General features: G+C 71.0%; 14 protein-coding genes. 9 read left to right on the top strand and 5 right to left on the bottom strand.

Annotated elements, in window-relative coordinates; translation table 11 throughout:
- Positions 1–4: 4 nt before the first annotated feature.
- The 6 genes from ACZ5ID_RS33620 to ACZ5ID_RS33645 all read left to right on the top strand — a co-directional run bounded on the left by ACZ5ID_RS33620 (position 5) and on the right by ACZ5ID_RS33645 (position 6,322).
- Positions 5–706, top strand: a complete 702-nt coding sequence (locus ACZ5ID_RS33620) for a class F sortase (RefSeq protein WP_468905681.1) — start codon at positions 5–7, stop codon at positions 704–706.
- Positions 707–976: 270 nt separating this feature from the next.
- Positions 977–3,508: a nitrite reductase large subunit NirB gene (nirB, locus tag ACZ5ID_RS33625; protein ID WP_468905684.1), complete on the top strand. Its 2,532-nt coding sequence runs from the start codon at positions 977–979 to the stop codon at positions 3,506–3,508.
- Entirely contained in the window at positions 3,505–3,837 is a 333-nt protein-coding gene (nirD, locus tag ACZ5ID_RS33630; RefSeq protein WP_468905687.1) for a nitrite reductase small subunit NirD, read from the top strand. Before nirB ends, nirD begins: the two co-directional genes overlap by 4 nt.
- A gap of 57 nt (positions 3,838–3,894) precedes the next feature.
- A complete protein-coding gene (locus tag ACZ5ID_RS33635) occupies positions 3,895–4,479 on the top strand; it encodes a TetR/AcrR family transcriptional regulator (protein ID WP_468905690.1) in 585 nt (194 codons plus the stop codon).
- 72 nt (positions 4,480–4,551) lie between these two features.
- On the top strand, positions 4,552–5,346 hold the full coding sequence (locus ACZ5ID_RS33640) for an SDR family NAD(P)-dependent oxidoreductase (protein WP_468905692.1): 795 nt from the start codon (positions 4,552–4,554) through the stop codon (positions 5,344–5,346).
- 55 nt (positions 5,347–5,401) lie between these two features.
- The gene (locus tag ACZ5ID_RS33645) at positions 5,402–6,322 is read left to right on the top strand and encodes an oxidoreductase (protein WP_468905695.1); all 921 of its coding nucleotides are present in this window, start codon (positions 5,402–5,404) and stop codon (positions 6,320–6,322) included.
- Positions 6,323–6,383: 61 nt separating this feature from the next.
- On the opposite strand, the gene ACZ5ID_RS33650 is transcribed toward ACZ5ID_RS33645, so the two are convergent.
- The 3 genes from ACZ5ID_RS33650 to dusB all read right to left on the bottom strand — a co-directional run bounded on the left by ACZ5ID_RS33650 (position 6,384) and on the right by dusB (position 12,271).
- Complete coding sequence (locus ACZ5ID_RS33650; protein ID WP_468905698.1) at positions 6,384–7,394, bottom strand: ArsR/SmtB family transcription factor; 1,011 nt, start codon at positions 7,392–7,394, stop codon at positions 6,384–6,386.
- A 556-nt stretch (positions 7,395–7,950) separates the two neighbouring features.
- On the bottom strand, positions 7,951–10,683 hold the full coding sequence (gene ppdK / locus ACZ5ID_RS33655; RefSeq protein WP_468905700.1) for a pyruvate, phosphate dikinase: 2,733 nt from the start codon (positions 10,681–10,683) through the stop codon (positions 7,951–7,953).
- A gap of 442 nt (positions 10,684–11,125) precedes the next feature.
- Entirely contained in the window at positions 11,126–12,271 is a 1,146-nt protein-coding gene (dusB, locus tag ACZ5ID_RS33660; protein WP_468905703.1) for a tRNA dihydrouridine synthase DusB, read from the bottom strand.
- A 64-nt stretch (positions 12,272–12,335) separates the two neighbouring features.
- Between dusB and ACZ5ID_RS33665 the strand changes: the two genes are divergently transcribed.
- Positions 12,336–13,787 carry an MFS transporter gene (locus ACZ5ID_RS33665; protein WP_468905706.1) on the top strand — a complete coding sequence of 484 codons (1,452 nt, stop codon included), beginning with the start codon at positions 12,336–12,338 and terminating at the stop codon, positions 13,785–13,787.
- Between the two features lie 31 nt (positions 13,788–13,818).
- Here ACZ5ID_RS33665 and ACZ5ID_RS33670 read toward each other — a convergent pair whose 3' ends face one another.
- Together ACZ5ID_RS33670 and ACZ5ID_RS33675 are read right to left on the bottom strand one after the other, a co-directional pair.
- Positions 13,819–14,103: a hypothetical protein gene (locus ACZ5ID_RS33670; RefSeq protein ID WP_468905708.1), complete on the bottom strand. Its 285-nt coding sequence runs from the start codon at positions 14,101–14,103 to the stop codon at positions 13,819–13,821.
- A 59-nt stretch (positions 14,104–14,162) separates the two neighbouring features.
- Positions 14,163–14,366: a hypothetical protein gene (locus ACZ5ID_RS33675; RefSeq protein WP_468905710.1), complete on the bottom strand. Its 204-nt coding sequence runs from the start codon at positions 14,364–14,366 to the stop codon at positions 14,163–14,165.
- Between the two features lie 144 nt (positions 14,367–14,510).
- Between ACZ5ID_RS33675 and ACZ5ID_RS33680 the strand changes: the two genes are divergently transcribed.
- Both ACZ5ID_RS33680 and ACZ5ID_RS33685 read left to right on the top strand, forming a co-directional pair.
- Positions 14,511–15,347 (top strand): helix-turn-helix domain-containing protein, encoded by an 837-nt coding sequence (locus ACZ5ID_RS33680; protein ID WP_468905713.1) that lies wholly within the window; start codon positions 14,511–14,513, stop codon positions 15,345–15,347.
- On the top strand, positions 15,344–15,553 hold the full coding sequence (locus tag ACZ5ID_RS33685) for a DUF397 domain-containing protein (protein WP_468905715.1): 210 nt from the start codon (positions 15,344–15,346) through the stop codon (positions 15,551–15,553). The genes ACZ5ID_RS33680 and ACZ5ID_RS33685 overlap by 4 nt, the downstream gene beginning before the upstream one ends.
- The last annotated feature ends 15 nt before the right edge of the window (positions 15,554–15,568 follow it).

Here is a 15,568-nt window from a genome sequence, read left to right on the forward strand (position 1 = left end):
GCTGGTGGCGGCGCGGTCGGCCCAGGCGCTGCGGGACGCCCAGGCCGCGCGGCGGCGCAACGGCTGGCTGGTCTGCGTGGCCGTGTGCGTCGGGGTGTGGCTGCTGCGGCAGGGCACGCAGGCGTCCGAGCCGCCGCAGCCCACGCGCGCGGAGGCGTTCGCCGCCGCCCGCGCACCGGCGGGCGGAACCGGCTCGCCCCACGCGCGCGTGGACGGGCCCCGCGCCGGCGGCGGCCTCGCCGGAGCGGCCCTGGCGCCCGCCGAGCCCGTACGCATCCGGATTCCGGCGATCCGGGTGGACGCGCCGGTGATCCGGCTCGGCCTCGCCCGGGACGGCTCCCTGGACGTGCCGCCGGGCAGCGGCGGCTCGGCCGGGTGGTACAAGGACGGCACCGCGCCGGGGGCGGTCGGTACGGCCGTGATGGCCGGGCACGTCGACGACGCGCGCGGGCCGGCCGTCTTCTACGCGCTGGGCGCGCTGAAGAAGGGCAGCCGTATCGAGGTGGCCCGCGCGGACCGGCGTACGGCCCTCTTCAGCGTCGACGCGGTCGAGGTGTATCCCAACGACGCCTTCCCCGACCGGCGCGTGTACGGCCCGGCCGGCCGTCCCGAGCTGCGCGTGATCACCTGCGGCGGCGGCTACGGCGAGAAGTCGGGCTACCGGGGGAACGTGGTGGTCTTCGCCCATCTCACCGGCGCGGAGTGAGCCCCGGGGCCCGTCCGCGGGCCTTCCGGGCGGCCCGTCGCAGGGCCGTGCCGCGCGCGGCGGCTCACCGCGGGGGCGGCCGTGAGCGCAGAACTCTCACAGGGACCCCGTCGCGGGGCTGAGCGGGCCGTTGCGCCCGGGAAACCGGTCAGATCCGACCGGGAAACAGCCGTCTTGCAGGCTGCGGTCATGGGTTCGGACACCATGCCGGCCCGCCGCCGGCCATCTGGCCCCCGCCGCACCCGCTCACCCACGACGGAGGGTTCCGACATGACCACACCCGCACCCTCGGCCGCAGCCCGCACGATCGTCGTGGTCGGCCACGGCATGGTCGGCCAGCGATTCCTGGAGGCCCTCGCCGAGAAGGGGGTCACCGACCACGCCCGCGTGGTGGTGCTCGCGGAGGAGCCCCGGCCCGCCTACGACCGGGTCCACCTCACCTCGTACTTCACCGGCACCACCCCCGACGAACTCTCCATGGTGGAACCCGGGTTCATCGACAAGTACGGCATCGAACTGCGCCTGGGCGACCCGGCGCGGAGCGTGGACCGCGCCGGGCGCACGGTCACCGCGCGCTCCGGGGAGGTCTTCGCGTACGACGTCCTGGTCCTCGCCACCGGCTCCTACCCGTTCGTACCGCCGGTGCCGGGCAAGGACCTGACGGGCTGCTTCGTCTACCGGACCATCGAGGACCTGCTCGCCATCGAGGAGTACGCCCGTACCGCCACCACCGGCGCGGTGGTCGGCGGCGGACTGCTCGGCCTGGAGGCGGCGGGCGCGCTCAAGGGCCTCGGACTGGCCACGCACATCGTGGAGTTCGCGCCCCGGCTGATGCCCGCGCAGGTCGACGACGGCGGCGGCGCGGCCCTGCTGCGCACCATCGAGGGCATGGGCCTGTCGGTCCACACCGGCGTCGGCACCCAGGAGATCACCGGCGAGCGGGCCGTGGACGGCATGCTCCTGTCGGACGGCTCCCGCCTCGACACCGACCTGGTCGTCTTCTCCGCCGGGGTGCGCCCCCGCGACCAGCTGGCCCGCGACTGCGGTCTGACCGTGGGCGAACGCGGCGGCATCGTGGTCGACGAGCGGTGCCGCACCTCCGACCCGGCCGTCTACGCGATCGGCGAATGCGCGCTGGCCTGCGACGGCAAGGTGTACGGCCTGGTCGCACCCGGCTACGAGATGGCGGTCGCGGTGGCCGACGCGCTGGCGCGGGGCGAGGAGGAGCCGGAGAAGTCCTTCACCGGCGCCGACATGTCCACCAAGCTCAAGCTCCTCGGCGTGGACGTGGCCTCCTTCGGGGACGCGCACGGCAGTACCGAGGGCAGCCTCGACGTCGTCTACACCGACGCCCGCTCGGGCATCTACAAGAAGCTGGTGGTCTCCCCCGACGGCACCCTGCTCGGCGGGGTCCTGGTGGGCGACGCCGAGATGTACGGCACGCTGCGCCCGCTCACCGGCCACATCCCGCCGATCCCGGCCGAGCAGCTGGTGCTGCCGCCGGGGCTGGGCGCGCCCGTGGCGCTGGGCCCGGAGGCGCTGCCGGACGACGCGGTGATCTGCTCCTGCCACAACGTCACCAAGGGCGAGGTCACCCCGCTCGCCTCGCTGCCCGAGGTCAAGAAGTGCACCCGGGCGGGCACGGGCTGCGGCAGCTGCGTCAAGACGCTGGAGAAGCTGCTCCCCAAGACCGGCGACGGCGGTCTGTGCGACTGCTTCGCGCAGACCCGCCAGGAGCTGTACGAGATCGCGCTGGCGCTGCGCGTCGGCTCCTACCGGCAGCTCCTGGACGAGCACGGGCGCCCGGCCGCGCGCGGCGGCGAGGGCTGCGAGATCTGCAAGCCCGCGGTCGCCTCCATCCTGGCGAGCCTCGGCCACGGCCACATCCTCGACGGGGAACAGGCCGCGCTCCAGGACACCAACGACCACTTCCTCGCCAACATCCAGCGCAACGGCTCGTACTCGATCGTGCCGCGCATCCCCGGCGGCGAGATCACCCCCGACAAGCTGATCGTCATCGGCGAGGTGGCCCGCGACTACGGCCTCTACACGAAGATCACCGGCGGTCAGCGCATCGACCTCTTCGGCGCCCGGGTCGACCAGCTCCCGGTGATCTGGGCCCGTCTGGTGGCCGCCGGGTTCGAGTCCGGTCACGCGTACGGCAAGTCGCTGCGCACGGTGAAGTCCTGTGTGGGGCAGACCTGGTGCCGCTACGGGGTGCAGGACTCGGTGAAGATGGCGATCGACCTGGAGCTGCGCTACCGGGGGCTGCGCTCCCCGCACAAGCTGAAGGCGGCGGTCTCGGGGTGCGCCCGCGAGTGCGCCGAGGCCCAGTCCAAGGACTTCGGCGTGATCGCCACGGCCAACGGCTGGAACCTGTACGTGGGCGGCAACGGGGGCGCGACCCCGCGCCACGCGGACCTGCTGGCGCAGGACCTGAGCGACGATGAACTCGTCCGGCTGATCGACCGGTTCCTCATGTTCTACATCCGCACCGCCGACCGTCTGGAGCGCACCTCGGTGTGGCTGGAGCGGATCGAGGGCGGTCTGAAGCACGTCAAGGACGTGGTGGTCGACGACTCCCTCGGCATCTGCGACGAGCTGGAGGCGCTGATGGCCACCCATGTCTCCGCCTACCGCGACGAGTGGGCGGAAACGGTCGAGGACCCCGAGCGCCTCGCCCGCTTCGTCTCCTTCGTCAACGCGCCCGGCACGCCCGACCCCACGGTCCGGTTCGTGCCCGAGCGCGGTCAGATCAAGCCCGAACTGCCCGTCCTGGCCCTGGAGGTGGCCGCGCGATGAACGAGAACAGCATCCGACTGCGACTGGAAGACGGCTGGTTCGAGGTGTGCGGGCGTGAGCGGCTCATCCCGGGTCGGGGGGTCGCCGCGCTGCTGCCCGACGGACGCCAGGCGGCGGTCTTCACCGACCGCTCCGGGCGCGCGTACGCGATCGACAACCGCGACCCGTTCACCGGCGCGTACGTCATGTCGCGCGGTCTGCTCGGCTCCGCCGGTGGCCGCGTCTTCGTCGCCTCGCCGCTGCTGAAGCAGCGCTTCGACCTGGAGACGGGCCGGTGCCTGGACGACGACGAGGTCAGCGTGCGGACGTACCTGGCCGACGCGTCCTGAGGGGCGTCCACCAAAGGATCTTGACCGATCGTTCCATATGGATCTACTGTCGTCCTCGTGGCCCGAACCAAGGAATTCGATCCGGACGCCGCACTCCAGTCGGCCTTGGAGCTGTTCTGGGAGCGCGGCTACGAGGCGACGTCGATGGCGGACCTCGTCGACCGGCTCGGCATCGGCCGGGCGAGCGTCTACGCGACCTTCGGCAACAAGCACGAGCTGTATCTGAAGGCGCTCGACCGGTACGGCGAGTCGCACAGCGCGCTGCTGTTCCGCGAGCTGTCGGGGCCCGGCCCCGCACTGCCCGCGGTGCGCGCGGTCGTGCACCGCTTCGCCGCCGACTCCACGGCCGAGAAGACCCGTCTGAACGGCTGCTTCGTCACCAATACCGCCGCCGAGCTGGGCGCGCGCGACACCGCCGCGGCCCGTCGGGTCGAGCAGTCCTGGGAGCAGCTGGAGACGCTGCTGCACTCCGCGCTGGTGCGCGCCGGGGCGCAGGGCGAGCTGCCGCCGGGACGCGATCCGCGCGCGCTGGCCCGGATGTTCCTGGTGCTCATGCAGGGCATGCGCGTGATGGGCAGGGCCTGCGAGGACCCGGCGAGGGTGCGCGAGGCGGCCGAGGCCGCGCTGACCCTGCTGGACTGAACGGCCCCCAGGGGCGCCGCATCGAGGCGGCGCCCCCTTTTTCTCTCCTCATAACAGAACGGTTGGTCAAATATGTCTGCTCCCTCAGTCGCCCGCTCGGCCGCGCGCTTCACCGGCAGGACCGTCCTCGTCACGGGCGCCGGCTCCGGGATCGGCCGCGCGGTCGCGCTGGCTTTCGCCGCCGAGGGGGCGAAGGTGGCGGTCGCCGGCCGCACCGCCGCCTCCTTGGAGGAGACCGTGGCCCTGGCCGGGGAGGCGGGCGGGGTGGCCGCCGCGTTCACCGCCGACGTGTCCCGCGCCGAGGACGTGCGCGCCCTGGTGGCGGCGGTCGTCACCCGGTTCGGCTCGCTCGACGTCGCCGTCAACAACGCCGGGGTGCTGCGCGGCCGGGGCGGGGCGGCGCTCGCCGATCTGGCGCCCGAGGACTGGCAGGCCATGATCGACACCAACCTCACCGGTGTCTTCCTCGCCCTGCGGGCCGAGGTCGCCCAGATGCGCACCCAGGAGAACGGGGGCGCGATCGTCAACATCGGCTCCAACCTCGGCGCCCACAAGCGGATAGCGGGCGCCGCCGGCTACCTCACCACCAAGGCCGCGGTCTCGGCGCTGACCCGGGCCGCCGCCCTCGACCACATCCGGGACGGCATCCGTATCAACGCGGTCAGCCCCGGCGCCTCCGCCACCACCATGTCGCTGCGCGCCGGCGAGAGCGAGGCCGGGCGCGCGGCGCGGATGAAGGAGGAATCACCGCTGGGCCGGGTCTCGGCCACCGCCGAGGTCGCGGCGGCGGTCCTCTATCTGGCCTCGGACGACGCGGCGTCGGCGGTGGGTGCGGACCTGGTCATCGACGGCGGCGCCGCGGCCTGAGCCCGTGGCCGGCGGTCCCCTGCTGTCCGGACCTACCGGACGGTACGGTGACCGCATGACTCAGGGCTGGAGCGCGAGGGACATCCCCGACCAGAGCGGCCGTACGGCGGTGGTCACCGGGGCCAACAGCGGTATAGGCCTCGTCACCGCACGCGAACTCGCCCGCAAGGGCGCGCGGGTGATCCTGGCCTGCCGCAGCGAGGCCAGGGGCAAGGAGGCCGAGGCACTGATCCACCGCCAGGTGTACGGGGCCGAGGTGGAGTTCGCGCCCCTGGACCTCGGCGACCTGTCGTCCGTCCGCGCCTTCGCGCACACGTACCGGCACGACCGCCTGGACCTGCTGATCAACAACGCGGGCGTGATGGCGCTGCCGTACGGCACGACGGCGGACGGCTTCGAGCGGCAGTTCGGGGTGAACCACCTGGGCCACTTCGCGCTCACGGGCCTGCTCCTGCCCCGGCTGCGGGCGGCGCCGGCGGCGCGGGTGGTCTCGGTCTCCAGCGGGCTGCACGCCCTGTCCGCACTCGACCTGACCGACCTCAACAGCGAGCGCCGCTACCGCCGTTGGATCGCCTACGCCCGCTCGAAGACCGCCAACCTGCTCTTCATCCACGAACTGGCCCGCCAACTGCGCGCGGCGGGCTCGAACGTGGTCGCCGCAGCCGCCCACCCCGGCTACGCCTCCACCAACCTCCAGACGGCGGGCGTCCGTATGGAGGGCCGCCGTACGGCGGAGCGCGTGGTCCGGCTCGGCAACCGCCTGCTGGCCCAGCCCGCCGAGGCGGGCGCCCTGCCCACCCTCTACGCGGCCACCGCCCCCGGCGTCCGCCCCGACTCCTTCACCGGCCCCCGCCTCCAGGGCTGGCGCGGCGCCCCCGCGCGGTCGTCCCGGGCGAAGTGGACCCTGGACGACACCACGGGGGAACGGCTGTGGGTGGCCTCCGAGCAACTGACCGGGGTGCGGTACGGGTTGTAGGGCGGCCCCGGGGACCGGCTGTTTCCGGCCACCCCCCGGGGAACCGCCCTACGGACGCGCCCTACAGGATCGCCGGGGCGGAACGTTCCGCCACCACCGGCTGGCCACCCCGCAGCAGCGCCGATCCCAGCGGGGTCAGCGTGTGCAGCACCGCGCTCCCGTGCCGCAGGGTCACCAGCAGGCCGGCCTCCCGCAGGACGCCGGCGTGCTGACTGGCCGAGGCGAGCGACACCCCCGCCCGGCGGGCGAGTTCGCTCGTCGTACAGCCGTGACCGATCGACTGGAGCACCGCCGAGCGGGTGTGCCCGACGAGCCGGCCGAGCGAGGGGCCGGGCGCGGTGCCCGCGCTCTGCCGCTCGTACGGCGTGTGGGTGTGCGTCACCGGATAGACCAGCACCGGCGGCAGCAGCGGGTCCTGGAGCGACACCGGGGTGCGGCGGCAGAAGAACGACGGCTGGAGCAGCAGCCCGCGCCCCTCCAGGTACACGTCCCGGTCCACCGGGTAGTCCGCCTCCAGGACCGGGGCCCGCCAGCGCATCATCGGCGGGAGCGAGGCGAGGAGTTCGTCCGCCCCGCCGTCCAGGAGCGCGCGCCCGCGGGCCGCGCGGTCGGCGTCGACCCGGGCCTGGATGTGCGTCCAGTACGGCGCTATGGCGGCCCGGTGGTAGCCGCGCAGGACGCCCATGAGACGATCCAGCGGCTCGGCGCGCCCGTCGGCGAGCGCCCGCAGCCAGCGGGGCAGGCCCCTGGGTCCCGCGACCCGGGAGAGCTCGTCGTGCAGCCGGTCCTGTCCCGTCTCGCGGACGGCTTCGAGCCCTGTGTCGATGGTGTGCGGCCCTTCGGGGGGCGTGAGAAAGTCGGGAAAATAGCCGCGGCCCGGCACCACTGCGGAGAGCAGACGTGTTTCACCGTTCAACCGGGTACGCGTTTCCGTTCGCCATTCACCGAAGACTAGGGCGCCCCGACGGTCTCTTAATCGATGAAAGCTGAGAATCGTTTCCCACAGCGCGTCCGGACCGGGCGCCATGCGCACCCGGGCCAGGTCCACGCCAGTGAAATGAATACGCAGCACCGAATCTCCACCTGTCTCGAATGTTGCAACGTGTCGCATCATGTTGCACCCGCAATCGTCCCGCCCCTGAGTATGCCTACCGTCACAGGCCGTGACCACCGGCCTTTCAGCCACAGTTGAAAGGCATCGCGAGCAGCCCGTGTGTACCGAAAAGCTGTACGACGTCGGGCACGACACCGGGCCAACCGGAAAGACGTTGTGAGGACCGTGGGGGGCTTTGCTTCGTCTGGCGGCGGTAGGCATGGTGGCGGCTCCGTGCCCGGCGGGGATGACAGAGTGCGGTTCACGGATGGGGATCCGTGAACCGCACTCTGCAATTCGGGGCCGCGCCGCCCGTGAAATGTCCGCGCTTCAACAGGAATTAAGGAGCCGCGCATCCGGAGCACATCCGCGCGCGGCCCGCAACGACGACAACCCGGAACGACAACAAGCGGAATCCGGTGCGGACATGCGGAAGGGGCGGCACCCCCGCACAGGGTGCCGCCCCTTCCATGTGAACCGGAACCGCCGTCGGATCGGTGGTGAGGGTCGGGGACCCGACGGCGGCTCCGGAGCCCTATCGCGAGTCGCTGCCCTTGCCCGCGGGGGACACGGCAGCCGCGCGGCCCGCCTCCAGGCGCGCCACGGGGATGCGGAACGGGGAGCAGGAGACGTAGTCCAGGCCCACCTCGTGGAAGAAGTGCACCGACTCCGGGTCGCCGCCGTGCTCGCCGCAGACGCCCAGCTTCAGGTCGGGGCGGGTGGCCCGGCCGGCCTCGACGGCCGAGCGGACCAGCGAGCCGACGCCGTCCTTGTCGATGGTCTCGAACGGCGAGACACCGAAGATGCCCTTCTCCAGGTACGCGGTGAAGAAGCTCGCCTCCACGTCGTCCCGCGAGAAGCCCCACACCGTCTGCGTCAGGTCGTTGGTGCCGAAGCTGAAGAACTGGGCGGCCTCGGCGATCTGGCCCGCCGTCAGAGCGGCGCGCGGCAGCTCGATCATCGTGCCGATCGTCAGCTTGAGCTCGGTGCCGGTGGCGGCCTCGACCTCGGCGATGACCCGGTCGGCCTCCTCGCGGACGATCTCCAGCTCCTGGACCGTGCCGACCAGCGGAATCATGATCTCCGCACGCGGGTCGCCCTTGGCGCCCCGGCGCTCGGCCGCCGCCTCCGCGATCGCCCGCACCTGCATCGCGAACAGCCCCGGGATGACGAGGCCCAGGCGCACCCCGCGCAGGCCCAGCATCGGGTTCTGCTCGTGCAGCTTGTGGACGGCCTGGAGCAGCCGCAGGTCGTTCTCGTTGGCGTCCTTGCGGGACTCGGCGAGCGCGACGCGCACCGACAGCTCGGTGATGTCGGGCAGGAACTCGTGCAGCGGCGGGTCCAGCAGGCGCACGGTGACCGGCAGGCCGTCCATCGCCTCGAAGAGCTCGACGAAGTCCTTCTTCTGCAGCGGCAGCAAGGCACTCAGTGCCTTCTCGCGCTCGTCGTCGGTGTCGGCCAGGATCAGCCGCTCGACCATCTCGCGGCGCTCACCGAGGAACATGTGCTCGGTGCGGCACAGGCCGATGCCCTGGGCGCCGAAGCGGCGCGCCCGCAGGGCGTCCTCGGCGTTGTCGGCGTTGGCCCGTACCCGCAGCCGGCGTACCCGGTCCGCGTACGCCATGATCCGGTGCACGGCCGCGACCAGCTCGTCGGCGTCGTCGGCGCCCGCGTGCATCCGGCCCTCGAAGTACTCCACGACCGGCGACGGCACGACCGGGACCTCACCGAGGTACACCTTGCCGGTGGAGCCGTCGATGGAGACGACGTCGCCCTCCTCGACGACCACACCGCCGGGAGCGGTCATCCGGCGCCGCTTGGTGTCGACCTCCAGCTCCTCGGCGCCGCAGACACAGGTCTTGCCCATGCCGCGCGCCACGACCGCCGCGTGCGAGGTCTTGCCGCCGCGCGAGGTCAGGATGCCCTCGGCGGCGATCATGCCGTCCAGGTCGTCCGGGTTGGTCTCACGGCGGATCAGGATGACCTTCTCGCCCGAGCGCGACCACTTGATGGCGGTGTACGAGTCGAAGACCGCCTTGCCGACCGCGGCGCCCGGCGAGGCGGCGATGCCGCGCCCGAGCTGCTCGCTGCGGGCGGCCTCGTCGAAGCGCGGGAACATCAGCTGGGCGAGCTGGGCGCCGTTGACGCGCTGGAGCGCCTCGGCCTCGTCGATCAGGCCCTGGTCCACCAGCTGGGTCGCGATACGGAAGGCGGCACCGGCGGTGCGCTTGCCGACGCGGGTCTGGAGCATCCAGAGCTGGCCGCGCTCGATGGTGAACTCGATGTCGCAGAGGTCCTTGTAGTGGGTCTCAAGGGTCTCCATGATCTGCATGAGCTGGTCGTACGACTTCTTGTCGATGCCCTCCAGATCGGCCAGCGGCACGGTGTTGCGGATGCCCGCGACCACGTCCTCGCCCTGGGCGTTCTGCAGGTAGTCGCCGTAGACGCCCTGGTGGCCGGAGGCCGGGTCGCGGGTGAAGGCGACACCGGTGCCCGAGTCGGGGCCGAGGTTGCCGAAGACCATGGAGCAGATGTTGACGGCGGTGCCCAGGTCGCCCGGGATGCGCTCCTGGCGGCGGTAGAGCTTGGCGCGGTCGCCGTTCCACGACTCGAAGACCGCCTTGACGGCGAGGTCCATCTGCTCGCGCGGGTCCTGCGGGAAGTCGCGGCCGGCCTCGGTCTTGACGACCTTCTTGAAGTGCTTGACCAGCTTCTTGAGGTCGGCGGCGTCGAGGTCGGTGTCGACGGTGACCTTCTTGGCGGCCTTGGCGGCCTCCAGGGCCTCCTCGAAGAGCTCGCCGTCCACGCCGAGGACGGTCTTGCCGAACATCTGGATGAGCCGGCGGTAGGAGTCCCAGGCGAAGCGCTCGTCGCCGGACTGCTTGGCGAGGCCGGTCACCGAGGCGTCCGAGAGGCCGATGTTGAGGACGGTGTCCATCATGCCGGGCATGGAGAACTTGGCGCCCGAGCGTACGGAGACGAGCAGCGGGTCGTCGGCCTGGCCGAGCTTCTTGCCCATCTTCTGCTCAAGGGCGTCCAGGTGCGCGCTGACCTCGTCGCGCAGGGCGGCCGGCTCCTCGCCGCTGTCGAGGTAGACCTTGCACGCCTCGGTGGTGATGGTGAAGCCGGGAGGCACCGGCAGGCCGAGGTTGGTCATCTCGGCGAGGTTCGCGCCTTTTCCACCGAGCAGGTCCTTGAGGTCCCTGTTCCCTTCGGTGAAGTCGTAGACGAACTTCTGGCTGTGCTGGAGGTCCTTGTCTTCCGACACGGGTCTCGACTCCTCGGCCTCGAAAAAGCGTGGCGGCTGCCCTGACGGCCAGGAACATACCCAGATCGAAGGTGTCTGGGTACGTCCACTTGCGCGTCATGGGGCCTTAACCACTCGTCCGCCAGCAGATCGAAAGTAACCGGTGGGTAAACGGAGCGATCTTGATGTGTTCACTCCCTGAACCCGGGTTTGCCGTAACCCGAGGATTCCCGCTCTTCTGAGCGCACCTGGCGACAGGTGAGTTTACTTCTTGAAGACAGAAGGGGTGGCACTCAGTGCCACCCCTTCTAGAGATGCAGCCGCCCTCAAAGTGCTCATCTGAGCGCAACCCCTATCAGGGGTGGCGAGAATCACGCCGTGCGAAGGGCTCGAATTCCACGATCCGGACCCCGGACCGGCCCACGATCCGGACCTCGGGCCCTGAGCCACGGCCCGGGGCGCCTCAGCCGCCGGAGGTGTCCAGCTCGGCGTCGGCGCTGATGCCGGAGCAGTCGTACGGGTCCTTCAGCCACCCGTCCGGCAGCACCACGCGGTTGTTGCCCGAGGTGCGCCCGCGCGGCCCGTCCGCGCCGTCCGGCCACGGCTGGTCCAGGTCGAGCTCGCTCAACTGAGCACTCAGCTCGTCCAGGGACGAGGTGACCGCCAGGCGCTTGCGCATCTCCGAGCCGACCGAGAACCCCTTCAGGTACCAGGCCACGTGCTTGCGGAAGTCGATCACACCGCGCGTCTCGTCGCCGATCCACTCACCGAGCAGCGTCGCGTGCCGCACCATCACCTCGGAGACCGTGCGCAGGGTGGGGCGCGCGTAGGAGTCCGTGCCCTCGAAGGCGCCCACCAGGTCGCCGAAGAGCCAGGGACGGCCCAGGCAGCCACGGCCCACGACCACGCCGTCGCAGCCCGTCTCCTTCATCATCCGCAGCGCGTCCTCGGCGGACCAGATGTCGCCGTTACCGAGCACCGGGATCTCCGGGACGTGCTCCTTCAGCCGCGCGATGGCGTCCCAGTCGGCGGTGCCGCCGTAGTGCTGGGCGGCCGTGCGGCCGTGCAGCGCTATCGCGGTGACGCCCTCCTCGACCGCGATCCGCCCGGCGTCCAGGAAGGTGATGTGGTCGTCGTCGATGCCCTTGCGCATCTTCATGGTGACCGGCAGGTCCCCGGCGTTGGAGACCGCCTCGTGGAGGATCGCGCGCAGCAGCGGGCGCTTGTAGGGCAGGGCCGAGCCGCCGCCCTTGCGGGTCACCTTGGGCACCGGGCAGCCGAAGTTCAGGTCGATGTGGTCGGCCAGGTCCTCGTCGACGATCATCCGGACCGCCTTGCCGACGGTGACCGGGTCGACGCCGTACAGCTGGATCGAGCGGGGCGTCTCCGACTCGTCGAAGTGGATCAGCTGCATGGTCTTCTCGTTGCGCTCGACCAGCGCCCGCGTCGTGATCATCTCGCTCACGAACAGCCCCTTGCCGCCGCTGAACTCGCGGCACAGGGTACGGAACGGGGCATTGGTGATGCCGGCCATGGGCGCCAGCACCACGGGAGGCTGCACGGCATGCGGGCCGATGTTGAGCGTGGTCATTACGCCATTGTCGCGCATCCCCGTGGTCATTAGTTAGCCGTACTACATGGACCAGGTCGTTAGTTAGCCGTACTATCGACGCATGCCCGATCTCAGCCCCCGCCGCCGCCTACTCGTGCTGGCCATCTGCTGTATGAGCCTGCTCATCGTCGGCCTGGACAACACGATCCTGAACGTGGCGCTGCCCACCATGCAGCGTGAACTGCACACCACCGTGTCCGGGATGCAGTGGACGATCGACGCCTACACCCTCGTCCTCGCCTCCCTGCTGATGCTCTCCGGCTCCACCGCCGACCGGATCGGCCGCCGCCGGGTCTTCATGGCGGGCCTGACCCTCTTCACCCTCGGCTCGCTGCTCTGCTCGATCGCCCCGAACCTCTCCTCGCTGGTCGCCTTCCGCGCCCTCCAGGCGGTCGGCGGCTCGATGCTCAACCCGGTGGCGATGTCGATCATCACCAACACCTTCACCGACCCGCGCGAACGCGCCCGCGCCATCGGCGTGTGGAGCGGCGTCGTCGGCCTCTCCATGGCGGCGGGCCCGATCATCGGCGGACTGCTGGTCGACTCGGTCGGCTGGCGCTCGATCTTCTGGATCAACCTGCCAGTGGGTCTCGCCGCCCTTCTGCTGACCTGGCGGTACATACCGGAGTCCCGCGCACCCGAGCCCCGCCGCCCCGACCCCGTGGGCCAGCTCCTGATCGTGGCGCTGCTCGGCTCGCTCACGTACGCGATCATCGAGGCGCCCAGCACGGGCTGGACCTCCGCGCGCATCCTCCTCTTCTGCGCCGTCGCCCTCGCGGCCCTGGCCGGTCTGCTGTTCTACGAGCCCAGGCGCCGCGAACCCCTCATCGACCTGCGCTTCTTCCGCAGTACGCCGTTCAGCGGGGCCACCGTCATCGCGGTCTCGGCGTTCGCGGCGCTGGGCGGCTTCCTCTTCGTCAACACGCTCTACCTCCAGAACGTACGCGGCTACGACGCCCTGCACGCCGGGCTCTACATGGTGCCGATGGCGGCCGTCACCCTCGTCGTGGCGCCGCTGTCGGGCCGGCTGGTCGCGAGCCGGGGGCCCCGGCCGTCGCTGCTGATCGCGGGCGTCACCATGGCCGCGAGCGGGCTGCTGTTCGCCGCGTTCGAGGCGGAATCGTCGACGGCCCTGCTCTTCACCGGGTACGCCCTGTTCGGCCTCGGCTTCGGCATGGTCAACTCCCCCATCACCAACACGGCCGTCTCCGGGATGCCCCGCGCCCAGGCGGGCGTCGCGGCGGCGGTGGCCTCCACCAGCCGCCAGACCGGCCAGACGCTGGGCGTCGCGGTCATCGGCGCGGTCCTCGCGGGCGGCCTGGCCGCCCCGGCCGCCGGCGGCTACGCCGACACCTTCGCGGACGCGGCCCGCCCGGCCTGGTGGATCATCACCGGGTGCGGCCTGGCCGTCCTGCTCGTGGGCGCGGCCACCAGCGGACGCCGGGCCCGGGAATCGGCCCGGCGCACGGCGGAGCGGCTGGAGACGGAGAAGGTGGGGGCGGGGGTCCGGTAACCCCGTAACCCCGTACCCCTCCGGGCCGCCGTCACGCGCGCGTGGGTCCGCGCTCGACCGCCACTCGGCACGCCTGTTCCCGTGCCTTGCCTCCGACCACGTACGCCACGTCCTCCAGACGGCGCGTGAAGATCCCGTGCCCCGTCTCGGCGGTGTGAGACATGATCGCGACGCTTCCCGCCTCAAGGTCGTTCGTCGCGGCCAGCATCCACGAGCATCCGCTGCCGTGGAGGCACTGGGCCGTCATGGTCACTTCGCTGGACGGGTGCCGCAGCAGCCTGTGGACGACGCCGCACGGCGTGCCGGCGGCACTCACGGGAACAGGTGCCGAGTCGCGCTCCGGCACTGTCGGCGGTCCCACCGGAAACGCCCACATCAGCGCCACCGGCCAACGGGGGTCTCGAACACGCGGACCCGCGCGAGTTCCTCGGGCGAAAGGCTCCGCAGCGCTTCCGGGGCCGTGGCCCACTCGGTTCCGCCGCCGGGGGGACGCAGATAGACGCTCCCTTCGTAGCGCTGCTGCACCACGCCGATCCTGTCGTCGTTCGCGGTGTCCGCCACGTATTCCGGGCCGCTCATGATCCCGCCCTCTCGGCGGTCCTGTTCTCGCCGGACACGACCGCTCCTCTCCGTAGTGCTTTCGCTACTGGGCGGGTTCAGAGTGGCTCACACCTGGGAACCATTCAACTTGCTGGAAGCGAACGGAAGGTTGGTGAACATCCTTTGAACCGCAAGGAGTTGAGGCCGGACGCCTCCCCACAAGCGGCTTACGGGGCGCGTCTGCGCAGCCTGCGGGAGGCGCGGGGCTGGACCCAGGACGATCTCGCCGACCGGATGGAGTATTCCAGTGTGCACATCTCGGCGGTGGAAACCGGCCGGAAGCCTCCGACTCTCCGGTTCGCGCGTAGTGCGGACCGGGCGTTGGGCCTTGAGGGCACCGCGGACACGTTCGAGCGCGAGTACCGGCAGATGCGGCAAGGCAGCCTGCTGGAGGGGTTCCCGGAGTACGTCAAGTACGAGGGGAGGGCGGTGGAGTTGCGGCTGTACGAAATCGGCATCATCCCGGGCCTGTTGCAGACACCGGAGTACGCACGAGTGCTGGCCGACAGCGCCGTACGACGGGGCGCCATCACGCCTGAACAGGCAGACGATCGCGTCGCGTTCCTCGCGGAGCGCCAAGCAGCTCTGCTGCGCCCCCGCCCGCCCATGGTGTTCGTGGCCATGGACGAGAGCTGCATCCGGCGTACGGTCGGCGGGGCAGCCGTGATGGATGCCCAGCTCGCCCGTCTCGTCGAGTTCGCCGAGTTACCGAACACCCTGCTCCAAGTGGTGCCGTACGACATCGGTGAGCGCCGCACGTTTGACCTGCCCGTTAACCTCCTGACCCTGCCGGATCGTTCGGTGATCTGTTACGCAGAGTCCCAGGCGCAGGGCAACTTGGACCGTGAGAGCACGTCCGTAGAGCCCATGTTGACGGCCTACCATCAATTGCAGGCCGAATCCCTGTCGCAGGCGGCATCTGTGGCCATGATCGAGCAGGTACGAAAGGGCAAACCGTGACGACCGAATCCCCTCAGTGGTTCAAGTCTTCCTACAGCAACAACGGTGGCAACTGCGTGGAGATCGCTGCCAACCTTGTCGTCACGAGCGGTATCGTCCCCGTACGTGACTCCAAGAACCCAGGCGGCCCGGCCCTGAACCTCCCCGCGGACGCCTTCTCTTCCTTCGTGGCAGGTCTCAAGGCCGGTGAGTTCGGCTCCATCTGAGCGTGCGCCGGTCGG

It is taken from the genome of Streptomyces sp. NPDC031670 (genome assembly GCF_055580545.1).